The organism is Streptomyces sp. CC208A (assembly GCF_030010625.1).
Lineage (GTDB): Bacteria > Actinomycetota > Actinomycetes > Streptomycetales > Streptomycetaceae > Streptomyces.
Genome location: NZ_JASCXN010000003.1, coordinates 350,153 through 370,985, shown reverse-complemented (window position 1 = coordinate 370,985; position 20,833 = coordinate 350,153). Strand labels below are relative to the sequence as shown.

The 20,833-nt window shown below is 73.9% G+C and carries 22 protein-coding genes; 3 read left to right on the top strand and 19 right to left on the bottom strand.

The genetic code is table 11. From position 1 onward, the window contains the following. Positions 1-287: 287 nt before the first annotated feature. The 6 genes from QK442_RS06150 to QK442_RS06125 all read right to left on the bottom strand — a co-directional run bounded on the left by QK442_RS06150 (position 288) and on the right by QK442_RS06125 (position 5,751). Entirely contained in the window at positions 288-482 is a 195-nt protein-coding gene (locus QK442_RS06150) for a hypothetical protein (protein WP_282692783.1), read from the bottom strand. A 142-nt stretch (positions 483-624) separates the two neighbouring features. Continuing rightward, the gene (locus QK442_RS06145; RefSeq protein ID WP_282692782.1) at positions 625-1,299 is read right to left on the bottom strand and encodes an ATP-binding cassette domain-containing protein; all 675 of its coding nucleotides are present in this window, start codon (positions 1,297-1,299) and stop codon (positions 625-627) included. Beyond that, positions 1,292-2,284, bottom strand: a complete 993-nt coding sequence (locus QK442_RS06140) for an ABC transporter ATP-binding protein (RefSeq protein ID WP_282692781.1) — start codon at positions 2,282-2,284, stop codon at positions 1,292-1,294. Before QK442_RS06140 ends, QK442_RS06145 begins: the two co-directional genes overlap by 8 nt. Beyond that, a complete protein-coding gene (locus tag QK442_RS06135; protein WP_282692780.1) occupies positions 2,281-3,117 on the bottom strand; it encodes an ABC transporter permease in 837 nt (278 codons plus the stop codon). Before QK442_RS06135 ends, QK442_RS06140 begins: the two co-directional genes overlap by 4 nt. Next, the gene (locus tag QK442_RS06130) at positions 3,110-4,102 is read right to left on the bottom strand and encodes an ABC transporter permease (protein ID WP_282692779.1); all 993 of its coding nucleotides are present in this window, start codon (positions 4,100-4,102) and stop codon (positions 3,110-3,112) included. Before QK442_RS06130 ends, QK442_RS06135 begins: the two co-directional genes overlap by 8 nt. Next, entirely contained in the window at positions 4,099-5,751 is a 1,653-nt protein-coding gene (locus QK442_RS06125) for an ABC transporter substrate-binding protein (protein ID WP_282692778.1), read from the bottom strand. The genes QK442_RS06130 and QK442_RS06125 overlap by 4 nt, the downstream gene beginning before the upstream one ends. 124 nt (positions 5,752-5,875) lie before the next feature. Here QK442_RS06125 and QK442_RS06120 point away from each other — a divergent pair, with 124 nt between their 5' ends. Beyond that, on the top strand, positions 5,876-6,577 hold the full coding sequence (locus QK442_RS06120; protein WP_282692777.1) for a class I SAM-dependent methyltransferase: 702 nt from the start codon (positions 5,876-5,878) through the stop codon (positions 6,575-6,577). A 43-nt stretch (positions 6,578-6,620) separates the two neighbouring features. Here the strand turns inward: QK442_RS06120 and QK442_RS06115 are convergent, their stop codons facing one another. From QK442_RS06115 to QK442_RS06100, 4 genes are all read right to left on the bottom strand, one after another. Next, positions 6,621-7,700, bottom strand: a complete 1,080-nt coding sequence (locus QK442_RS06115; protein ID WP_282692776.1) for an acyl-CoA dehydrogenase family protein — start codon at positions 7,698-7,700, stop codon at positions 6,621-6,623. Next, positions 7,697-8,884 (bottom strand): acyl-CoA dehydrogenase family protein, encoded by a 1,188-nt coding sequence (locus QK442_RS06110; RefSeq protein WP_282692775.1) that lies wholly within the window; start codon positions 8,882-8,884, stop codon positions 7,697-7,699. The genes QK442_RS06115 and QK442_RS06110 overlap by 4 nt, the downstream gene beginning before the upstream one ends. Beyond that, positions 8,881-9,849 carry an NADPH:quinone oxidoreductase family protein gene (locus QK442_RS06105; protein ID WP_282692774.1) on the bottom strand — a complete coding sequence of 323 codons (969 nt, stop codon included), beginning with the start codon at positions 9,847-9,849 and terminating at the stop codon, positions 8,881-8,883. The genes QK442_RS06110 and QK442_RS06105 overlap by 4 nt, the downstream gene beginning before the upstream one ends. An 89-nt stretch (positions 9,850-9,938) precedes the next feature. After that, entirely contained in the window at positions 9,939-10,526 is a 588-nt protein-coding gene (locus tag QK442_RS06100; RefSeq protein ID WP_282692773.1) for an XRE family transcriptional regulator, read from the bottom strand. Between the two features lie 80 nt (positions 10,527-10,606). Here QK442_RS06100 and QK442_RS06095 point away from each other — a divergent pair, with 80 nt between their 5' ends. Together QK442_RS06095 and QK442_RS06090 are read left to right on the top strand one after the other, a co-directional pair. Then, positions 10,607-11,575, top strand: coding sequence for an NAD(P)/FAD-dependent oxidoreductase (locus tag QK442_RS06095; RefSeq protein ID WP_282692772.1), 969 nt, complete (start codon positions 10,607-10,609; stop codon positions 11,573-11,575). A 161-nt stretch (positions 11,576-11,736) separates the two neighbouring features. Then, on the top strand, positions 11,737-12,516 hold the full coding sequence (locus QK442_RS06090) for a VOC family protein (RefSeq protein WP_282692771.1): 780 nt from the start codon (positions 11,737-11,739) through the stop codon (positions 12,514-12,516). Positions 12,517-12,534: 18 nt separating this feature from the next. On the opposite strand, the gene QK442_RS06085 is transcribed toward QK442_RS06090, so the two are convergent. From QK442_RS06085 to QK442_RS06045, 9 genes are all read right to left on the bottom strand, one after another. Then, positions 12,535-13,287 (bottom strand): PIG-L deacetylase family protein, encoded by a 753-nt coding sequence (locus tag QK442_RS06085; RefSeq protein ID WP_282692770.1) that lies wholly within the window; start codon positions 13,285-13,287, stop codon positions 12,535-12,537. Further along, on the bottom strand, positions 13,284-14,219 hold the full coding sequence (locus QK442_RS06080; protein WP_282692769.1) for an SIS domain-containing protein: 936 nt from the start codon (positions 14,217-14,219) through the stop codon (positions 13,284-13,286). The genes QK442_RS06085 and QK442_RS06080 overlap by 4 nt, the downstream gene beginning before the upstream one ends. 95 nt (positions 14,220-14,314) lie before the next feature. After that, entirely contained in the window at positions 14,315-15,622 is a 1,308-nt protein-coding gene (locus QK442_RS06075) for an alpha/beta fold hydrolase (RefSeq protein WP_282692768.1), read from the bottom strand. A 74-nt stretch (positions 15,623-15,696) separates the two neighbouring features. Further along, a complete protein-coding gene (locus QK442_RS06070; protein ID WP_282692767.1) occupies positions 15,697-16,095 on the bottom strand; it encodes a VOC family protein in 399 nt (132 codons plus the stop codon). Between the two features lie 97 nt (positions 16,096-16,192). Then, a complete protein-coding gene (nadE, locus tag QK442_RS06065; RefSeq protein WP_282692805.1) occupies positions 16,193-17,023 on the bottom strand; it encodes an ammonia-dependent NAD(+) synthetase in 831 nt (276 codons plus the stop codon). A gap of 91 nt (positions 17,024-17,114) precedes the next feature. Next, positions 17,115-18,284 carry a sulfite oxidase gene (locus tag QK442_RS06060; protein WP_282692766.1) on the bottom strand — a complete coding sequence of 390 codons (1,170 nt, stop codon included), beginning with the start codon at positions 18,282-18,284 and terminating at the stop codon, positions 17,115-17,117. A gap of 81 nt (positions 18,285-18,365) precedes the next feature. Next, complete coding sequence (locus tag QK442_RS06055; protein WP_282692765.1) at positions 18,366-19,295, bottom strand: ABC transporter permease subunit; 930 nt, start codon at positions 19,293-19,295, stop codon at positions 18,366-18,368. Further along, positions 19,292-19,957, bottom strand: a complete 666-nt coding sequence (locus QK442_RS06050; RefSeq protein WP_282692764.1) for an amino acid ABC transporter permease — start codon at positions 19,955-19,957, stop codon at positions 19,292-19,294. Before QK442_RS06050 ends, QK442_RS06055 begins: the two co-directional genes overlap by 4 nt. A gap of 10 nt (positions 19,958-19,967) precedes the next feature. Then, positions 19,968-20,810 carry a glutamate ABC transporter substrate-binding protein gene (locus tag QK442_RS06045; RefSeq protein WP_282692763.1) on the bottom strand — a complete coding sequence of 281 codons (843 nt, stop codon included), beginning with the start codon at positions 20,808-20,810 and terminating at the stop codon, positions 19,968-19,970. Positions 20,811-20,833: the final 23 nt, after the last annotated feature.

The following is a 20,833-nucleotide window of genomic DNA, read 5'->3' as shown; positions in this document are numbered from 1 at the left end:
ATTCCCGGTCAGCGGGATTTGCCTTCCCGGCCGTTGGGCCGTTCCGATGTCTCAAACCTTAGCGGATTCCCTCGGCGACTCATAATCGGGCCGTTCGAATTGAATTTCGGCATGCCGGAATTCAATTCCTGAAGAAGACCGTGCTGGCTTGAGGTTGTGCCGCTACCGCGGCGGGATGGCTGCCAGCAGAACCGTTCCGGCTCCGTGACAACCCAATAAACACTACGCATCAGGGCTGTCGGAGTCAACCCCCGCACGGCAGGTTCTTCGGAACCGGTCGGCAGCGGTCACGGGCGGAGGCTGGAGACGACCTCGGCGGTGGCCGCTACGCCGTTGTGGATGGTGGGGGCCATGCTGGTGCCGGCCAGGAAGAAGCCGAGCAGGGCGCAGACGACGGCGTGGGTGATCTTGAGGCCCCCGCTGCGCAGGAAGATCACGGCCAGTACGAGGAGCAGCACCACGACAGAAACGGAAACGGCCATCGCCCTCACGTCCTTCTTCTGCCGCACCGGAATTGCGGCGTTCGGCGGACAGTGTGGCGGAATGGGCGATCCGTCCGGAGGAGCGGCGTGGCGGCCATACGGGTGAGATCCGGGTGGAGCAGGGATCAGGCAGGTCGGGGGGTCAGTCGGCGGGGGGCTCGGGCGGCAGGCAGTTCTTCCACTCCACCGTCCGGTCGCACCAGCGGTTCAGCAGGACGCGGTCGTGGCCGACGGCCAGGAGGCCGGCGCCGGTCTCCGCCCGGTAGGTCTCCACCGCGGCGACGAGGGCGGCCGTGGTGGAGGCGTCGAGCATCGCGGTCATCTCGTCGCAGACCAGCCAGCGGGGTTTCAGGGTGAGGGCGCGGGCCAGGCAGGCGCGCTGGAGCTGGCCGTCGCTGACGGCGTGGGGGCGGCGGGTCAGGAGGTCGGGGGTGAGGCCGACGGCGGGGGCGAGTTCGGCTACGCGGGCCGGTGCCTCGGCTTTGCGGCCGGTGGCGCGCAGGGGTTCGGCGATGAGGTCGGCCAGGGAGAGCCTTGGGTCGGCGGCGGTGCGGGGTTGCTGGAAGACGACTCCGACGGCGGTGCGCTGCTCTCGTGGGGCGTGGTGGCGCCAGGCGGTGATCTCGGTGCCGTCGAGGACGAGACGGCCGGCGTCGGGGCGGTGGAGGAGGGCGGCGACCCGGGCCAGGGTGGACTTGCCGCAGCCGCTGGGGCCGAGGAGGCCGACGGCCTCGCCGGGGGCGACGGTGAGGGAGGCGCCGCGGAAGACGGGCTTTCGGGGGTCGTAGCCGGCGGTGACGGAGTCGAGTTCAAGCACGGAGCTGCTCCGGGTGGTGGCAGGCCACTCCCGCGCGGAGGGGCGGGGCGGTGGCGCAGTGGTCGGTGGCGCGGGGGCAGCGCGGGGCGAAGGCGCAGCCCTCGGGGAGGTCGGAGAGTTCCGGCGGCATGCCGGGGATGGGGGTGAAGGCGCGGTCGGGGAGGGCGTCGAGGAGGCCGCGGGCGTAGGGGTGGGCGGGGCCCGCGGGGCCGAAGAAGCGGTGGGCGGGGGTGGTCTCGACGATCCGGCCCGCGTACATGACGGCGACGCGGTCGGCGATGCGGGCGGCGGCCGTCAGGTCGTGGGTGATGAGGAGCAGGCCGCGCCCGTCGTCGGCGTGGCGGCGCAGTTCGTCGGCGGTGCGCTCGACGAGGTCGCGGTCGAGGCCGGTGGTGGGTTCGTCGGCGAGGAGGAGCGGGGCGTCGCCGATGAGGGCGAGGGCGGTGGCGGCGCGCTGGGCGAGGCCGCCGGAGAGTTCGTGCGGGTGGCGGTCGAGGTGGCTCGCGGGGTACGCGGCCCGGGCGGCGGCCTCCTCGGCGGCCGCGCGCCGTGCCGAGCGCGGGGTGTCGGTGAGGGCCCGGACGGTCTCCTCCAGGTGGGCCCGTACGGTGCGGACCGGGGTGAGGTGGGCGGCGGGGCTCTGCGGTACGAGGCCGAGGCGCCGTCCTCGTACGGTCCGGGCGAGGGTCTTCTCGTCGGCGGTGAGCAGGTCCGTGCCGTCGAGCAGGGCCGTACCGCTGGTCTCCGCGTTGGCGGGGAGCAGTCCGAGGAGGGCGGAGGCGAGGACGGACTTGCCGCAGCCGGACTCGCCGACCAGGGCCAGGCACTCCCCCGGTGCGAGGTCGAAGTCGGCGTCGGTGACGGCGGCGACGGTCCGTCCGCCGCGCAGCCGGAACCGGACGGTGAGCCCGCGGACGCTGAGGAGGGCGGCCTCGGCCCGCTCGGCGCGGACGGCGTCCAGGGCGCGGGCGACGCGGGCGTTCACAGCATGAGCTCCGATCGGCGGCGGGGGTTGAGGCGGTCGCGCCAGACGCCGGCGAGGCCGGCGAGGGCGAGGGTGGGGACGACGAGGAGGAGGCCGGGGAAGAGGGTGGGCCACCAGTCGCCGGCGAGGAGGGAGGAGCGGGCGGACTGGACGAGGTTGCCGAGGCTGGCCTGGTGGCTGGGGAGGCCGAGACCGAGGAAGGAGAGGGCGGACTCGTGCCACATGGCGTGCGGGACCATCAGGACGGCGGCGAGGCCGGCCTGGGGCAGGACCGCGGGGAGCAGGTGGCGGGTGGCGACGCGGCGGCGTGAGGCGCCGCCGGAGATGGCCGCCTCGATGTGGGGGCGGGAGCGCAGGGAGAGGACTTCGGCGCGGACGATCCGGGCGGTGGAGAGCCAGTGGGTGACCGCGACGGAGGCGATCACCGGCCAGACGCCGGGGCGGAAGAGGGCGACGACGAAGATGCCGAGCAGCAGGTGGGGCACGGAGGAGAAGGCGTCGACGAGCCGCATGAGGGTGCGGTCGGTCCAGCCGCCGAGGGCGCCCGCGGCGGCGCCGACGGCGGTGCCGAGGACGGTGGCGACGAGGGCGGCGACGAGGCCGACGAGGAGGGAGATCCGCAGGCCGTAGACGCAGCGCAGGAGGAGGTCGCGGCCGACGTCGTCGGTGCCGAAGGGGTGGTCCCAGGAGGGTGGGAGGAGTTTCCGGGAGAGGTCGACGGCCTGTTCGTCGAGGTGGACGAGGGGCGGGACGAGGAGGACCGCGAGGGCGACCGCGCCGACGATGACGGCGGAGGTCCACAGGCGGAGGCGGTGGGTGCGGGGGTCAGCCATCGAAGCCCACCCTCGGGTCGGCGATCCCGTAGAGGAGGTCGGAGAGGAGGTTGCCGAGGAGGACGGCCGCGGTGGCGAGCACGGTGAGTGCGGCGAGCAGCGGGAAGTCGACGGCGGTGGCGGCCTGGACGGTGGCGGCGGCGATGCCGGGCCAGCTGAAGACGGTCTCCACGAGGAGGGCTCCGGTGATGACTTCGGGCACGCGGGAGCCGATGAGGGTGAGCACCGGGAGCATGCCGGAGCGCAGGGCGTGGCCGGTGAGGACGGTCCGTTCGGCGAGGCCGCGGGCGCGGGCGCCGCGCACCGGGTCCTCGTCGAGGGCGTCGCCGACGCCCTGGCGGACGTACAGGAAGAACCATGGCAGCTGGGAGGCGCCGAGGACGAGGGCGGGCAGGACGAGGTGGCGGGCGACCTGGTCGGGGGTGACGGTGTCGCTGGCGGTGTCGGTGAGTCCGCCGGCGGGCAGCACGCCGAGTTCGAGGGCGAAGAACCAGAGGGCGAGGAGGCCCAGCCAGAAGGCGGGGGCGGCTTCCAGGGTGTACGCGAGGGCGGTGACGGTCCGGTCGAGGAGGCCGCCGCGGCGGCGGGCGGCGAGGACGCCGAGGAGGGTGCCGAGGGCGAGGGCCACGGCGAAGGCGGTGGCGGCGAGGAGGACGGACCAGCCGAGGCGTTCGGTGATGACGTCGAGGACCGGGCGGCGCATGACGGCGGAGTCGCCCAGGTCGCCGGTGGCGGCCGAGGTGAGCCATTCCCACCAGCGGGTGAGGAGGGGCTGGTCGACGCCGAGGTTGTGGCGGAGCTGGTCGAGGTTCTGCTGCGAGGCGGTGAGGCCGGCGGTGCCGGCGTAGGCCTTGACGGGGTCGAAGGGGGAGGCTTCGGCGACCGCGAAGACGGCCAGGGTGACGCCGAGGAGGACGGGGACGGCGGCGAGGGCGCGCCGTCCCGTCATCCGGGCCATGGCCCCCCAGGGGAGGCGGCGGCTCACTTGCCCGCGCCCCCGGAGTCCTTCGCGTCCCCGGCCTTCTTCGGCTTCCAGGTCTCGACGTTCCACCAGGGGCCGGCGGCGAGGCCGTGGTCGTGGGGTTCGACCTGGGTGGTGAGGGGGGCGCCCTGGGCGCCGGAGGTCCAGGCGTCGTTCATGACGTAGAGGTGGTCGGTGTGGGTGAGGAAGGTGTAGCCGGGGTTCTTGAGGAGTTCGCGCTGGACGGTGTCGTACGCGGCCTTGCGCCTGGCCGGGTCATTGGTGCGGCGGCCGTCCTCCAGGGCGCGGTCGACGGTCTTGTTGTCGTACCGGGCCATGTTGTTGAAGCCGTCGCCGGCGAGGGTGGACTTCAGGAGGAGGTACTGGTCGAAGTCGGGGTCGCCGGGCGAGCCGCCGCCGGCGAGGACGGCGTCGGTCTTCATGCGGGGTTCGATGACCTCCCAGGTGCCGGCCTGGGTCTTGATCTCGATGCCGGCCTTGCGGGCGTCGGAGGCGTAGGCGAGGGCGTGGTCCTGGCGGAGCTTGTCGCCGGAGACGTACCAGAGGGGGAAGGAGGCGCGGACGCCGTTCTTGACGCGGACGCCGTCGGGGCCGGGCTTCCAGCCGGCCTCGTCGAGGATCTTCCGGGCGCCGGCGAGGTCGTGGCGGCGTTCGGTGCCCCGGGCGAACCAGGGGTCGTCGGTGGGGACGGGGCCGTAGGCGGGCTTTCCGGCGCCTTCGAGGATCTTGTCGACCATGGCCCGGCGGTCGACGGCGATGTCGAGGGCGCGGCGGACGGCGGTGTCGCCGGTGACGGGGTGGTGGGTGGGGAGGGTGACGGTGCGGTAGTCGTAGGTCCTGGCCGCGTGGGTCTTCTTCCCCTTGTCGCCGTCGAAGCCGGCGGCGAGGGCGGGCGGGAGGACGGCGCCGTCGAGGTCGCCGGCGCGCAGGCGGGTGGCGCGGACGTCGTCGTCCTTGATGATCGCCATGGTGAACTTCTTCACCGCCGGGGCGCCGTTCCAGTAGGCCGGGTTGGCCCGGAAGGTGAGCTTCTCGCCCCTGGACCAGCCGGTGAGGACGTAGGGGCCGGTGCCGATGGGGCGGGTGGTGAAGGCGCCGGTGTTGACGTCCTGCCTGCCCGCGACGTGCTCGGGGGCGATGGCGTGGACGGTGCGCTCGGCGAAGGGCGCGTAGGGGTACTTGAGGTGGAAGACGACGGTGTAGTCGCCGACGGCCTCGACGCTCTTGAGGGCGTCGAGCTCGGTGCGGGAGGGGTTGTTGGTCTTCGGGTCGAGGATCGTCCGGTAGGTGAAGACGACGTCCTTGGAGGTGAAGAGGGTTCCGTCGCTGAAGGTGACGTCGTCGCGGAGGGTGTACGTGTACGTCAGTCCGTCGTCGCTGATGTGCGGCAGCCTCGCGGCGAGGGCCGGCTTCAGCTTCATGTCGGCGTCGAAGGCGAGGAGGCCGTCGAAGATCTTGGAGTTGCCGTCCTTGCCGTAGCCGAGGAGCGGGCTGAGGGTGTCGGGTTCGTAGGCGATGCCGACGACCGCGGAGTCCTTGGGCCCGCCGGAACCGGCGGCGTCGGTGCCGGGGTTCGTGCAGGCCGCGGTGGCGAGGGCGAGGGCCCCCGTGACGGTCGCGGCGGTCGCGCGGCGGACGGATCGGGCGGCCATCGAGCCCACACCCCTTTTTGAAGATCAAGTGTTGTTGCGAACGATGTGCAATTAAACCGCACGGGTGCGGCAGGGCTCTGGCCGGGGTAGGCCGCCCCGGACACCTACGACACCGGGAGCGGGGATGAGCGAGGCGTACGAGGGCGCGGTGGAGCGGGGCGACGGGGGTGGGGACGGGGTGCTGAGTGCCGCCGAGCTCTTCGACGGGGTGGGGCTCGACTACGAGCGGGCCTTCGGGAGGCTGCCCGCCCAGCTCGCGGCGGTCGACTGGTTGACCGGGCGGCTCGCCCCCGGGTCCCGGGTCCTCGACGTCGGCAGCGGTACGGGACGGCCGGTCGCCGCGCTGCTCGCCGCCGCCGGTCACGAGGTGACGGGCATCGACGTCTCCCGGACGATGGTCGAACTGGCCCGGGCGCAGGTGCCCGGGGCGCGGTTCGAGCGGTCCGACGTCCGCGAGCACACTCCTCCGGCGGAGGGCTACGACGCCGTGTGCGCCTTCTTCCCTCTCCTGATGATGCCTCGGAAGGACCAGATCGGGGCGCTGCGGCGGATGGCCTCCTGGCTGGTGCCCGGCGGTCTGCTGGTGTCGGCGACGGTCCCGGCCGACGTGGAGGGGCTTGAGATCGTCTGGATGGGGCGCCGGGCCCGGGTCTCCGGCTTCTCCGCCGACGCGTACCTGGGGCTGCTGCGGGAGGAGTGCGGTCTGGAGGTGCTCCATCACGAGCTGTCGGTCTTCCGGCCCGAGGTGCCGGACGGCGAGCCCGAGGAGCACCTGTTCTGCTACGCGCGCCGCGCTCCGGAGGGCGGGCCCGCGGAAGGGCCGTGAGACGGCCGGGGCGCGGGCCCCGGCCGTCACGACAGAGGGGGCGTCAGGCCGGTGCCGGGAGGTCCGCCAGGTCGGCGATGACGTCCTGGTGGTGGCCGGCCGAGCCCAGGGCGAGCTGGTCGGCCTTGGCGCGCTTGAGGGCCAGATGGGCCGGGTGCTCCCAGGTCATGCCGATCCCGCCGTGCAGCTGGACGCACTCCTCGGCGGCGCGGACGGCGACCCCGGAGCAGTACGCCTGGGCCACGGCCACCGTCAGTTCGGCGTCCGCCGCGCCGGTGGCGAGGGCGTCGGCGGCGGCGCGGGCCGCCGCCCGGGCTCCGACCAGGTCCAGCCAGAGGTGGGCCATCCGGTGCTTGAGCGCCTGGAAGGAGCCCACCGGCCGGTTGAACTGGTACCGCTCCTTGGTGTGCCGGACGGTCTCCTCCAGGCACCACTCGGCGAGCCCCAGCTGCTCGGAGGCGAGCAGCCCGGCCCCGGCGAGGAGCCCGCGGCGCACGGCGGCCCGTGCCTCGTCCGGGCCCGCCAGCGGGGTGCCGGTCCCGGCGTCGACGACGGCGAGCGGGCGGGTGAGGTCGAGCGGGGTGACCGGCGTGACGGTGGCCTCGGCGGCGGGTACGGCGTACAGCCCGTCGGGGCGGGGCACGAGGAACACGTCGGCCGCCTGTGCGTCGGCGACGGCCCGTACGGGGCCGGTGGCCTCGAAGGCGGTGCGGGGTGCGGTCGTGAAGGGGACCGTCAGGACGGCGGTCCGCTCCCCCGACGCCAGTTCGGCGAGGAGGGCGGCCGCCGGGCCGTCCGCCGTGGTGAGGGCGAGGAGGGTCTCGGTGGCGACCACCGCGCTGGTGAGGTACGGGGCCGGGGTCACCGCGCGCCCCAGCTCCTCCAGGACCACCGCGGCCTCCCGGTGGCTCGCGCCCTGGCCGCCCAGCTTCTCGGGGACGAGCAGCCCAGCGGCGCCGATGCCGGAGGCGAGCGCCGGCCAGAGGCCGTCCGGGTAGGGGGCGCCGGTCTCGATCCGGTCGAGCAGCACCTGGTGCCCGGCCCGGTCGGTGAGCAGGGAGCGGACGGCGTCCCGCAGGGCGTCCTCGGTGTCGGAGTAGAGGAGGTCCGGCTCGTGGCTCATCGGGCGAGGTCCTTCCAGGGGACGTCCTTGTCGTTGCGGGGCTCCGGCGGCAGTCCGAGGACCCGCTCGGCGACGATGTTGAGCAGCACCTCGCTGGTGCCGCCCTCGATCGAGTTGCCCTTGGAGCGCAGATAGCGGTAGCCCGCGTCGCGGCCGGTGAAGTCGACGAGCTCCGGCCGGCGCATGGTCCAGTCCTCGTACGACAGGCCCTCGTCGGCGAGGAGTTCGACCTCCAGGCCGCTGATGGCCTGGTTGAGGCGGGCGAAGCCGAGCTTCATGGCGCTGCCCTCGGGGCCGGGCTGTCCCGCGACGAGCTGCTGGCGCAGCCGTTCGCCGGTGAGCCGGGCCACCTCGGCGTCGGTCCAGAGGTCGAGGAGGCGGCGGTGGAGGGCGTGGGTGCGCAGTTCGGGGCGGTCGCGCCAGACGGCGGCGGCCTTGCCGATCATGCCGCCCTCGCGGGGGATGCGGGCGCCGCCGATGGAGACCCGCTCGTTCATGAGGGTGGTCTGGGCGGCCCGCCAGCCGTCGCCGGTCTCGCCGAGGCGGTGGGCGTCGGGGATGCGGACGCCGGTGAGGAAGACCTCGTTGAACTCGGCCTCGCCGGTGATCTGGCGCAGCGGGCGGACCTCGACGCCGGGGTCGGTCATGTCGCAGACGAAGTAGGTGATGCCCCGGTGCTTGGGCAGGTCGGGGTCGGTGCGGGCGATGAGGATGGCCCAGCGGGCGGTGTGGGCGCTGGAGGTCCACACCTTCTGTCCGTCGACGATCCAGTCGCCGGAGTCCTCGTCCCGGACCGCGCGGGTGGCGAGGGCGGCGAGGTCGGAGCCGGCGCCGGGCTCGCTGAAGAGCTGGCACCAGACCTCCTCGCCGGTCCACAGGGGCCTGAGGAAGCGGGACTTGACCTCGTCGGAGCCGTAGGCGAGGAGGGTGGGGGCGGCCATGCCGAGGCCGATGCCGATGCGGCGCGGGTCGTTGTCGGGGGCGCCGGCGGCGGCGAGTTCGGTGTCGACGACGGCCTGGAGGGCGCGGGGGGCGCCGAGTCCGCCGAGGCCCGCGGGGTAGTGCACCCAGGCGAGTCCGGCGTCGAAGCGGGCCCGGAGGAAGTCGAGGCGGTCGGTGGTGGCGGGCGGGTGCTCGGCGAGCAGTTTCCGTGTGAGGGAGCGGAGTTCTTCGGCGTCGGTCATGCGCGGGCTCCTTCCGGGAGGACGACCAGGCGGCCGGTGGTGGTGCCGTCGGCGACGCGCTGGACGGCGTCGGCCGCGCCGGCGAAGGGGACGCGTTCGGCGACGAGCGGCCTGACGGTCCCCTTGGCGGCGAGCGCGGTGAGGGTCTCGTGGCAGCGGAGCACGGCGGCCGGGTCGCGCTGGGCGTACAGGCCCCAGTGCAGGCCCAGGACCGAGTAGTTCTTCACCAGGGCGTGGTTGAGGGCGGGGGCGGGGACGGTGCCGCTCGCGAAGCCGACGACGACGATCCGGCCCTCGAAGGCGACGCACTTGGCGGACTGCTGGTAGGCCTCACCGCCGACGGGGTCGTAGATCACGTCGGCGCCGCGGCCGCCGGTGGCGGCCTTGACGGCGGCGACGACGTCCTCGGAGCGGCGGTCGATGACGAGGTCGCAGCCGAGGGCGCGGGCGACGGCGGCCTTGGCGGGTCCGCCGACCACGCCGATGACGGTGGCGCCCGCCGCCTTGCCGAGCTGGACGGCGGCGCTGCCGACGCCTCCGGCGGCGGCGTGCACGAGGAGGGTCTCGCCCTCCTGGAGGGCGGCGCGCCGGTGGAGCCCGAACCAGCCGGTCTGGTAGCCGATGTGGAGGGCGGCGGCCTCGGCGTCGTCGAGGGCGTCGGGGGCCGGGAGGAGTCCCGCGGCGTCGGCCAGGGCGTGCTCGGCGAAGCCGCCGTGCGGGAGGGCGGCGGTGGTGACGACCCGGCGGCCGTCCTCGGTCTCGCCGCAGATCTCGACGCCCGGGGTGAAGGACAGCGGGGGGCGGATCTGGTAGTGGCCGCGGCAGAGCAGCGCGTCGGGGAAGTTGACGTTGGCGGCGCGGACCCTGAGGAGGACCTGGCCGGGTCCTGGCTCGGGGACGTCCACCTCCTCGCGGCGCATCACCGCGCCGGGTTCGCCGTTCTCGTGCACTCGCCATGCCTGCATCCGTCGAGCCTCCGTCCGTACCGAGCGGTCGGCCGCATACTAAGCGGTCGCTTGCCCTTGAGGGAACCACCTGATCCGGCCGGAACGGTTCAGCCGGACTTCTTGGGCCGCGCCCGTACGTGCATCCGCTCGCCCTGGGGCCCGAACAGGCTCAGGAACTCCACCGGCCCGTCGGCGGTGGGCCCGAACCAGTGCGGCACCCGGGTGTCGAACTCGGCGGCCTCGCCGGCCGTCAGCACCACGTCGTGCTCGCCCAGGACGAGCCGGAGCCTGCCGGAGAGCACGTACAGCCACTCGTACCCCTCGTGGACCCGGGGGTCCGGCTGCTCGGTCGCCTTCTCCTGGATCACCTTGTACGCCTGGAGGCCGCCGGGCTGGCGGGTGAGCGGGTACAGCGTGCGGCCGTGCCGGACGATCGGCCGGGCCCGCACCCGGGGGTCGCCGACCGGCGGGGCGCCGACCAGTTCGTCGAGCGGGACCTGGTGGGCGCGGGCGAGCGGCAGGAGCAGCTCCAGGCTCGGTTTCCGCTGCCCGGACTCCAGGCGGGAGAGGGTGGAGACGGAGATGCCGGTGGCGGCGGAGAGCTCGGCGAGGGTCACCCCGCGGTCGCGGCGGACGCGGCGGAGGCGGGGGCCGACCTCGGTGAGTACGGCGTCGATGCGGTCGTCTTCGGTCATCGGTCCAGTGTCGCAGAACGGGGTTGCCGAAGCGGCAATTTTTGTTGCTGCGATTCCGGGGCCTGGGTGACGCTCGCGGCATGGACGCACACATGGACGCTCACACGGATGAGAACAGGTACGGGTACGAGGTCGTGGTGGTCGGCGGCGGGGCGGCCGGGCTCAGCGCCGCGCTGGTCCTCGGCCGGTCCCGGCGGCGCACCCTCGTCGTCGACGCGGGCGAGCCGCGCAACGCGCCCAGCGCGCACATGCAGGGCTACCTCTCGCGGGACGGGATGAGCCCGGCGGAGTTCCTGGCGGTCGGCCGGCGCGAACTCCTCGCGTACGGGGTGGAGGTCCGGCGGGGCGAGGTGACGGCGGCGGCCCCGGACGGCGAGGGCTTCGCCCTGAGGCTCGCGGACGGCACCGCGCTGACCGCCCGGCGCCTGGTGGTGGCCACCGGCCTCGTCGACGAACTGCCGGAGGTCGAGGGACTGGCCGGGCGGTGGGGCCGGGACGTGCTGCACTGCCCGTACTGCCACGGCTGGGAGGTCCGCGACCGGCCCTTCGGGGTGCTCGCCCACCCGGCGATGCCGGCCCACCAGGCGCTGACGGTCTCGCGGTGGTCCCCCGACGTGACCCTCTTCCTGAACGGCGCCGAACCCACGGAGCGGGACGCCCGGCTGCTCGCCGCGGCGGGCGTGCGGACGGTGCCGGGGGCGGTCGCGGGGATCGTCGTCGAGGACGACCGGCTGACCGGCGTGCGGCTCGCCGACGGCCGGACCGTCGGCTGCGAGGTCCTCTTCGCGGCGGCGACCCGGCTCGTCCCCCGGGACGGGGTGCTGCGGCAGCTCGGCGCGGAGCCGTACGAGACCCCGCTCGGCTCCTTCACGAAGACCGACGGGACCGGCCGCACGAGCGTCCCGGGCGTCTGGGCGGCGGGGAACGTGACCGGCCCCGCCGAACAGGTCGTCAACGCGGCGAGCGCGGGGTACCGGGCCGGCATCGCGATCAACACCGAGCTGCTGACGGGCGACCTGGCGGCGAGGGCGGACGGACTCGTCGGCTGACGCCGCGTCGGGTGGTGGGTGCGCCGGTCGGATGAACCGTTACGGCAGCGGTCGCGTCGGGTGGGCGGAGGTCGGAGGATCGGCCATGGTGGCCGGAGGCCGGACCGTGCGCGGGACGACGGAAGGCCGGAGGCAGGACGACGGAAGGACGGCACCACGCCATGCTCGGCACCCAGTACACCGATGGCTCACCCTGCTGGATCGACCTCGGCAGCCCGGACACCGCCGCCGCGGCGAAGTTCTACGCCGCCGTCTTCGGCTGGGAGCTCCGCTCGGCGGGCCCGGAGACCGGCGGGTACGGCTTCTTCCAGCAGGACGGCGCGACCGTCGCCGCGCTCGGCCCGCTCACCGAGGAGGGGGCCGACAGCGCCTGGACGGTCTACTTCCGGACCTCGGACGCGGACACGGCCCAGATGGTGACGGCCGCCGAGGGCGGCAGGGTCCGCCTCCGCGCCATGGACGTGATGGACGCGGGCCGGCTGGCCGCGCTCACCGACCCGGCCGGGGCGGAGTTCGCCGTCTGGCAGCCGGGGTCGGTGCGCGGCCTCGACCGCACCTCCTCGCCGAACACCCTGATCTGGGTGGAGCTCCACACCCCCGACCCGGAGGCCGCGCTCGACTTCTACCGCTCGCTCTTCGAGTGGCGCTGGAAGGAGATGGAGGCACCCGGCATGACCTACCGGGTGATCTCCACCGCCGAGGGCGACCAGGAGGACGCCTCCTTCGGCGGGGCCGCCGAACTCCAGGACTCCGGGGAGCGGTCCCGCTGGATCCCCTACCTCCAGGTCGCGGACGCCGACGCGACGGTGGACGCGGTGTCCGTCTCGGGCGGCACGGTCCTGCTCCCCCCGGCGGACATCCCGGACGTCGGCCGCCTCGCCTGGTTCGCCGACCCCTTCGGCGCCGAGTTCGCCGTCCTGAAGCCGGCGCCGGCGCAGTGACGCACCGACCGGTGCGCCCTAGCGGGGGAAGACCTCGAAGGTGACGGCCGGGCGGCCGCCGAAGCGGGCGGAGGCGCGGCTCGTCATGGTGGTGACGAACTCGCGGACGTACTCCTCGGGTTCCTGGTCCGTCAGGGCCTCGATGTAGGCGCGGTGGCAGAGGAGGGACTCGATCGCGCGCTCCAGGCCGGGGCCGGCGTCGACGGCGTGGGTCGGGGTGTTGGAGGCGGCCACGGCGACCCGGCGGACGCCGTCCCAGGGCGCGAGGCCCTGTTCGCCGAGCTCGGGGAAGATCCAGCGGTTGCCGGCGTCCGCCGCCGCGTCGAGGGTGGCACGGCCGACCGCCACGTGGTCGGGCGAGTTCCGGTGCGCGCCGGGCCCCTCGCCCCAGCTGTCACCGTGGTTGAGGGTGACGACGAGGTCGGGGCGGTGGCGGCGGATGGCGGCGGCGATGTCGCGGCGCAGCGCGGGGCCGTACTCGATGACGCCGTCGCGGTGGTCGAGGAACTCGACGGTGTCGACGCCGACGACGGCGGCGCTCGCCCGCTGCTCGCGTTCGCGCAGCGGGGCGCAGACCTCCGGGGCGAGCGTGTCGATCCCGGCCTCGCCCCGGGTGACCAGCAGATAGACGACCTCCTTCCCGGCGTCGGTCCAGCTCGCGACGGCCGCCGCGCAGCCGTACTCCAGGTCGTCGGGGTGGGCGACGACGGCGAGGGCGCGCTGCCAGTCGCCGGGCAGCTCCGGCAGGTCGGTGGCTTTGTTGTCGATCATGACCGCAGGATACGGGTCGTGTCGGCCGCGGGCGGGCGGAACGCTCCGGCGAGGATGACGGAGCGTGAGATGTGGCGGGGGCGGTCGGGGTTGAGGCCGCGCCGGGCGGCGAGGGCGACGGCGAGCCGCTGGGCGCGGACCAGGGCGGCGACCGGGTCGACGGCGTCGGCGGTGAACAGGGCGCCCGTGGACTCGACTTCCTCGCGCAGCCCCGCCGGGACGGGGCCGACGCACCAGACGAGGCTGGTCCGGTCGCTGATGCTGATCGGCCCGTGCCGGTACTCCATCGCCGCGTACGACTCCGTCCAGACGCGGGCGACTTCGCGGAGTTTGAGGGCCGCCTCGTCGGCGATGCCGACGGTCCAGCCGGTGCCGAGGAAGGTGAACTGGGCGCGCCGCTCCCAGGCCGGGGGGAGGGGCTCGTACAGGGCGAGTTCGGCGTCGGCGACGGAGGGGGCGAGGCCCACGCCGAGCCCGGCGCGGAGGAGTTGGAGGGCGGTGGTGGCGAACCGGGTCTGGACGACGGAGCGTTCGTCGGCGAAGGAGAGGTCCACGACCCGGTCGGCGAGCCGGGCGGCGGGGCTGTCCGGGACCCCGGTGAGGACGAGGGTGGGGATCCGTCCGGCCACGCCCGCCAGCAGGTCGACGACCTCGGTGGTCGTGCCGGAGCGGGTGAGGACGACGATCCGGTCGTGGCCCCGGCCGAGCGGGGTCCGCTCGGAGGCGGGGAAGGCGTCGGTCTCGCCCGCGCCGAGCGACTCCCGCAGGGCCGCGTAGGCGCGGGCGATCAGGTACGAGGTGCCGCAGCCGACGACGGCGTTCCTTTCGCCGGCCCTGGGCAGCCGGTCGGCGAGCGGCCCGGCGAGAGCGGCGGCGCGGCGCCAGCAGTCGGGCTGCCCGGCGATCTCGGCGGTGACGTGTGCGCTGCCCATGGAGCGAGTTGTAGCGGTCCGTCACAGACCGTGGCCATGGGCGATCGGGGCCCGGCGCTTGGACTTTCGCGGGCGGGGCCCGTCACATACGTACGTCAGAGCTCGTCGCGGGAGAGGGCGAGGAGCCGGTCGAGGACGCGGGGGCCGCCGGCGCGGACGCCGTCGTGCTCGAACTCGTCGGTGACCCAGGTCCGCAGGCCGCGGATGGCCCCGGCGGTCTCCAGGGAGTGCGCGGTGTCGACGTACATGTCGTCGTGGTAGACGGCGGCCGCCACCGGCACCCGGTTGGCGGCAAGGCGCTCGGGGTCGTACAGCGGGGTCCAGTCCTCGCGCCGGGCGAGGAGTTCGGCGGTCTCGCGCAGCGGGCGGAGGGCGGGGTCGGTGGTGAAGTGCCAGGGGTGGACGGTCTCGCCGGTGAGCAGGACGGGCGCGCCGGAGGCGAGCGCCGCAGCGGCGTCGAACTCGGGGAAGTCCGCGCGGATCCGCTCGGCGGCCCAGCCGGTGGGGCCCTGCCCCTGGGCGTAGATGGCCTCGTGGAGGACGGCGTAGAGCGGGTGGCCGGCGTACGAGAGGTGGGCCTGGACCTGCTCCAGGAAGGCGTCGGCGAGGGCGGGCCCGGAGGGGGTCGGCACGAAGGCGCCCTCCAGGAGGTGGTGGAGCTGGTGGGTGCCGTCGCCGGAGCCGAGGAGGATCCCGAGGGACTGGAAGGCCTCCACAGTGAGGAGCCCGCCGCCGGGGAGGGTGACCTCGTGCTCCAGGAGGTGGGCGGCGACGGCCCGGACCCGTTCGGCGTCGCGCGGGTAGCGGGCGAAGTGGGCCTCGTTCTTGCGCCGGACGCGCGGGTAGGCGGCGGTGTAGACCTCGTCGGCGGTGGCGTCCAGGGAGGGCAGGCCGCCGGTGACGAGGACCCGCTCCAGGCCCTCGGGGGCGGTGGAGAGGTAGTGGACGGCGCAGAAGCCGCCGAAGCTCTGGCCGAGGACGGTCCAGGGGGCGCCGCCGGTGAGGCGGCGGCGGATCAGCTCGCAGTCCTTGACGATGGAGTCGGCGCGGAAGTGCGTCAGGTAGTCGGCCTGGGCGGCGGCGTCGCCGCGCAGCGGGAGGGTCTGGCGGTTGGCGGGGGTGGAGCGGCCGGTGCCGCGCTGGTCGAGCAGGAGGACCCGGAACTCGCGGACGGCCCGGCCGATCCAGGCCTGCCGGCCGATGAAGCGGCGGGCACCGAAGCCGGGGCCGCCCTCCAGGTAGAGCAGCCAGGGGCGCCGGTCGCGCTCGGCGTCGCTCAGTCCTGCGGCGACGATCTCGCGGCCGTGGACCTCGATCATCTCGCCGTCGGGGCGGGCGTGGTCGAGGGGGACGGGGAAGTGGTGGTCGGTGACGACGACGCCGGGCTGACGATAGGTGGTCAACGGTGCTCCTGCTGCTGTTCCTGCCGCGTGCTCCCCCGCCCGCACAGTTGATCACAGTCCGCCGCCGGCGGGCCCTAACCGGCCTGCATCACCGCGATGACGTTGCCGGCGGGGTCGGTGAACCAGGCGATGCCCTTCGGGCCCTCCTCGCCCTCCCCGGGCCGTACGACGCCCTTCTCGTCGGCCTCGAAGCCGGGGTAGCGCTCGAAGGTCGCGCCGCGCCCCACCAGGTCGTCGACGGCCCGGTCGATGTCGTCGACCTCGAAGTTGAGGACGGTGAAGGAGGCGGGGGTGTGGTCCTCCTTGGGGTAGACGAAGACCCGGGCCCCGCCCGGCAGGGTCAGGAACAGCACCCGCATGTCCCCGGTCCCGCTCTCCTCCACGGTCAGGCCGAGCGCGTCGCCGTAGAAGTGCCGGGCGGCGTCCAGGTCGTCGACCGAGAAGCTGCTGTACGCCGTCGTCTCGCCGAACATGACGTGCTCCCTTCCGGGGCCCCGGGGGTGGGGCTCCCCTTCCAGGATCCGCTTGTCCGGCGCCGGGCGCTCAGCCTCTCGGGGCGTCGTCAAGCGCTCAGGGCGCGACCGGCAGCTGCCGCTTGTGCTCGGTGAGGTCGTAGCGGCGGACGATCGAGGCGTAGGCGGCCTCGGCGACGGGCTTGCCCTCCAGGAAGTCGTCGATGTCGTCGTAGGTGACGCCGAGCGCGTCCTCGTCGGGCTTGCCCGGGTCCAGGGTCTCCAGGTCGGCGGTGGGGACCTTCCAGACCAGGGAGGCGGGGGCGCCCAGCTCGGCGGCGACGGCGCGGACGCGGCGCTTGGTGAGGCCGGTGAGCGGGACGAGGTCGGCGGCGCCGTCGCCGAACTTGGTGAAGAAGCCGGAGACGGCCTCGGCGGCGTGGTCGGTGCCGACGACCAGGCCGTCCTGGGCGCCGGCGACCGCGTACTGGGCGATCATGCGCTGGCGGGCCTTGATGTTGCCGTGCACGAAGTCCTGGTGGTGGGCGTCGCGGAAGGTGACCCCGGCGGCGAGGCAGGCGTCGAGGGCGGCGTCGCTGGCGGGCTTGACGTCGACGGTGAGGACCTGGTCGGCGCGGATGAAGTCGAGGGCGGTCTGCGCGTCCTGCTCGTCGGCCTGGACGCCGTACGGCAGGCGCATGGCGTAGAAGGTCGCCCGGTGTCCCGCGGCGCGGGCGCGCTCGACGGCGAGCTGGCAGAGGCGGCCGGTGGTGGTGGAGTCGACGCCGCCGCTGATGCCGAGGACGAGGGAGCGCAGTCCGGTGGTGGTGAGACGCTCGGCGAGGAAGGCCACCCGGCGCTCGATCTCGACGGCCGGGTCGAAGGTCTCGGAGACCTGGAGCTCCCGGGCGATCTGCTGCTGGCGGGCGGTGGGCGCCGGGTCGGTCACGGCCGGGTCGGTCACGGAAATCTCCTCGTGGGGACTGGTCTGGGCGACAGGACCGACTTTACGGCGTCCCCGGCGGGACGGGTCGCCCCGGCTAGGGCTCCGGCTCCGGCTCCGGCTCCGGCTCCGGCTCCGGCTCCGGCTCCGGGGCGCAGAGGACCTCGACCCGCTGGACGAGGTTGTTGGCGAAGCCACCGCGGTTCCAGGGCGCGGTGAGGGGCTGGACGCGGCCGGTGGCGTCGGTGGCACGGACGGTGAGGTGGCGCAGGCCCGGTGTGGCGGTCCAGGTGGTGTGCCAGGCGGCCCAGGCCCAGGGGTGGGCGGGGTCGCGGAGGACCTCGGCGTCGGTCCAGGCGGCGCCGCCGTCCTCGCTGACCTCGACGCGGACGACGGGGCCGTGGCCCGACCAGGCACGGCCGGTGAGGGGGACGGGGCCGGGACGGACGACGCGGGCCCGGGACATGAAGTCGGGGAAGCCGGGCGGGGCCATGAGGGCGCGGGGGGCGATGAGGGTGACGGGCTCCCCGGGCTCGTCGGGCTCCTGGCGGATGCGGTAGGCGGCGGTCTGCTGGAAGCCGGTGTGGGGGGTGGCGGTGAGGGTGATCTCGCGGAGCCACTTCACGTGGGCCATGCCGTACCAGCCGGGGACGACGAGCCGGAGCGGGCTGCCGTGCTGGGGCGGGAGCGGGGCGCCGTTCATGGCGTACGCGACGAGGACGTCGCGGCCGGGGTCGGCGGCGGTGGCGAGCGGCAGGGAACGTCGGTAGTCCTGTTCGACACCGCGCTCGACGCCGTGGTCGGCACCGGTGAAGACCGCTTCGACGGCGTCCTCCGCGGGGCCTGCCTCGGCGAGGAGGGCGGCGAGCGGGACGCCGGTCCATTCGGCGGTGGAGACGGCCTCGACGAGCCAGGGCTGGCTGACGGGGCGGGGGCTGAGCCGGGCGCGTCCGTTCCCCGCGCACTCCAGGGTGACGCGGCGGGTGACGGCGGGCCGGTCGCGGAGGGCGTCGAGGTCCAGGTCGAGGGGGCGGAGGACGCGGCCGCCGACGGTGAGCCGCCAGCCGTCGGGGGCGGTGTCGGGGATGTCGTAGTGGACGAGGACGTAGTGGAGGCCGGGTGGGGTGACCTCGTAGCGCAGGGCTTCCAGCGGGAGTCCGTGGTTGCGGGTGGCGAGGGCCAGTTCCTGCGGGGTGAGGCCCTCGTCCGGTGCCGCGACCCGCGCCGGTGTGCTGAGGGCGGCCAGGTCGCCCGTCGATCGGTCCATGCTCCCCATGGTGCGCCGGTCTCCGGGGGTCCGCCCGGCGACCGGGGGCGGTCACGGTGGAGCTCCTGCGGGGACGGTTCGTCACGGGCCGCCGCGGCCCTCCCCCAGCTGTTCGCCGGGGGCGGCGAGTTCCTCGACGGCCTCGGCGCCGACGACGGCGCCGGTGGAGCGTCTGCCGCGGCGCAGCCGGCGTTCCAGCCAGGAGGCGAAGGTGGTGAGGGCGAGGTTGAGGAGGACGAAGAGGACGGCGACGACGGTGAAGCAGGCGATGGTGTTGGCTCCGTAGTTGGCGCTCATGGGGCGGACGGAGGCGAGGAGTTCGGCGAAGCCGAGCATGGCGCCGCCGAGCGCGGTGTCCTTGACGATGACGACGAGCTGGCTGACGAGGGCGGGGAGCATGGCGGTGACGGACTGCGGCAGGAGGACGTACGCCATGGTCTGTCCCTTGCGCATGCCGATGGCCTTGGCGGCGTCGGTCTGGCCCGCGGGGAGGGCGAGGATGCCGGCGCGGACGACCTCGGCGAGGACGGAGGCGTTGTAGAGGACGAGGCCGGTGACGACCGCGTACAGGGGGCGGTTCTCGGGGCTGATGTCGGTGAACTCGGCGTAGGCGGCGTTGGCGAAGAGCATGAGGATGAGGACGGGGATCGCGCGGAAGAACTCGACGACGGTGCCGACGGTGGCGCGGACGGCGCGGTGGTCGGAGAGGCGGGCGATGCCGAGGAGGGCGCCGAGCGGCAGGGCGAGGACCATGGCGAGGCCGGCGGCGATGACGGTGTTCTTCAGGGCGGGCAGGAGGTACGTCTCCCAGATCCGGCCGTCGGTGAAGAAGGGCTCCCATTTGGCCGCCTCCAGCTGGTTCTTGGCGGCGAGCCCGTCGATCACCCACCAGACGACGGCGGCGAGGGCGAGCAGGAAGAGCACCGTCCACAGCAGGTTGCGGCGGCGGGCACGGGGGCCGGGGACGTCGTAGAGGACGGTGGCGGTCTCGTCCTTGGTGGCGTGCTTCACCGTTTGACCGCCACCTTTCTGGCGAGCCGGCCGAGGAGGAGGCCGGTGGGCAGGGTGAGGCAGACGAAGCCGAAGGCGAAGATCGCGGAGATGAGGATGAGCTGGGCCTCGTTCTCGATCATCTCCCGCATGAGCAGGGCGGCTTCGGCGACGCCGATGGCGGCGGCGACGGTGGTGTTCTTGGTGAGGGCGATGAGGACGTTGGTGAGCGGGCCGACGACGGACCGGAAGGCCTGCGGGAGCACGATGATCCGCAGGACCTGGGGGAAGCTGAGGCCGATGGCGCGGGCGGCCTCGACCTGGCCGAGGGGGACGGTGTTGATGCCGGAGCGCAGCGCCTCGCAGACGAAGGCGCTGGTGTAGGCGGTGAGTCCGAGGACGGCGAGCCGGAAGTTGATGGCGGTGAAGCGGTCGGCGCCGAGGCTGATCCCGAGGGTCTGGAAGAGGCCGAGGGAGGTGAAGACGATGATGACGGTGAGGGGGATGTTGCGGACGATGGTGACGTAGGCGGTGCCGAAGCCCCGCATGAGGGGGACGGGGCCGACGCGCATGGCGGCGAGCAGCGTCCCCCAGACGAGGGAGCCGAGGGCGGACCAGAAGGTGAGCTGGACGGTCACCCAGAAGGCGCCCAGGAGGTCGTAGCCTTCGAGGAAGTCGAACACGGCGGCCGGCTCACTCGACGATCACGCCGATCTGCGGGGCCGGTTCGTTCTGGTAGTTCGCCGGGCCGAAGTTCTTCTCGACGGCCGCGTCCCAGGAGCCGTCGTCGACCATCTTCTCCAGGGCGTCGTTGATCTTCTCCTTGAGTTCGCTGCCCTTCTGGACGCCGATGCCGTAGTTCTCGTTGCTCAGTTCGAAGCCGCCGAGCTTGAACTTGCCCTCGAACTGGTCCTGGGCCGCGTATCCGGCGAGGATCGAGTCGTCGGTGGTGAGGGCGTCGATGACGCCGTTCTCCAGGCCGGTCAGGCACTCGGAGTAGCCGCCGTACTCCTGGAGCTGGGCGTCGGGGGCGATCCTGTCCTTGACGTTCTGCGCGGAGGTGGAGCCGGTGACGGAGCAGAGCCGCTTGTCGTTGAGGTCGGAGGGCTGCTTGATGGAGTCGTCGTCGGCGCGGATCAGCACGTCCTGGTGGGCGAGGAGGTAGGGGCCGGCGAAGTCGACCTTCTCGGCCCGTTCGTCGTTGATCGAGTACGAGGCCGCGATGAAGTCGACGTCGCCGCGCTGGAGCATGGTCTCGCGGTCGGCGCTCTTGGCCTCCTTCCACACGATCTCGTCGGGTTCGTGGCCGAGCTGCTTGGCGATGTACGTGGCGACGTCGACGTCGAAGCCGGTGTAGGTGCCGTCGGGGGTCTTGAGTCCGAGGCCGGGCTGGTCGAACTTGATGCCGATGGTGATCCGGTCCTCGTCGGAGTGGTCGCGCGGTACGGCTCCGTGGGCGAGCGAGGCGGAGCCGAGGGCGAGGACGAGGGCCGTGGCGGAGGCGAGGAGCGTCCTGGTGGTCCTGGTCGGGTTCATGGTGATCACCCCGGGGGCTCGGT

Coding starts and splice junctions, on each gene's coding strand:
- QK442_RS06150 (WP_282692783.1), bottom strand. CDS start 482: ATGGCCGTTTCCGTTTCTGTCGTGGTGCTGCTCCTCGTACTGGCCGTG.
- QK442_RS06135 (WP_282692780.1), bottom strand. CDS start 3,117: ATGGCTGACCCCCGCACCCACCGCCTCCGCCTGTGGACCTCCGCCGTC.
- QK442_RS06125 (WP_282692778.1), bottom strand. CDS start 5,751: ATGGCCGCCCGATCCGTCCGCCGCGCGACCGCCGCGACCGTCACGGGG.
- QK442_RS06120 (WP_282692777.1), top strand. CDS start 5,876: ATGAGCGAGGCGTACGAGGGCGCGGTGGAGCGGGGCGACGGGGGTGGG.
- QK442_RS06115 (WP_282692776.1), bottom strand. CDS start 7,700: ATGAGCCACGAGCCGGACCTCCTCTACTCCGACACCGAGGACGCCCTG.
- QK442_RS06110 (WP_282692775.1), bottom strand. CDS start 8,884: ATGACCGACGCCGAAGAACTCCGCTCCCTCACACGGAAACTGCTCGCC.
- QK442_RS06105 (WP_282692774.1), bottom strand. CDS start 9,849: ATGCAGGCATGGCGAGTGCACGAGAACGGCGAACCCGGCGCGGTGATG.
- QK442_RS06100 (WP_282692773.1), bottom strand. CDS start 10,526: ATGACCGAAGACGACCGCATCGACGCCGTACTCACCGAGGTCGGCCCC.
- QK442_RS06095 (WP_282692772.1), top strand. CDS start 10,607: ATGGACGCACACATGGACGCTCACACGGATGAGAACAGGTACGGGTAC.
- QK442_RS06090 (WP_282692771.1), top strand. CDS start 11,737: ATGCTCGGCACCCAGTACACCGATGGCTCACCCTGCTGGATCGACCTC.
- QK442_RS06085 (WP_282692770.1), bottom strand. CDS start 13,287: ATGATCGACAACAAAGCCACCGACCTGCCGGAGCTGCCCGGCGACTGG.
- QK442_RS06080 (WP_282692769.1), bottom strand. CDS start 14,219: ATGGGCAGCGCACACGTCACCGCCGAGATCGCCGGGCAGCCCGACTGC.
- QK442_RS06070 (WP_282692767.1), bottom strand. CDS start 16,095: ATGTTCGGCGAGACGACGGCGTACAGCAGCTTCTCGGTCGACGACCTG.
- QK442_RS06060 (WP_282692766.1), bottom strand. CDS start 18,284: ATGGACCGATCGACGGGCGACCTGGCCGCCCTCAGCACACCGGCGCGG.
- QK442_RS06045 (WP_282692763.1), bottom strand. CDS start 20,810: ATGAACCCGACCAGGACCACCAGGACGCTCCTCGCCTCCGCCACGGCC.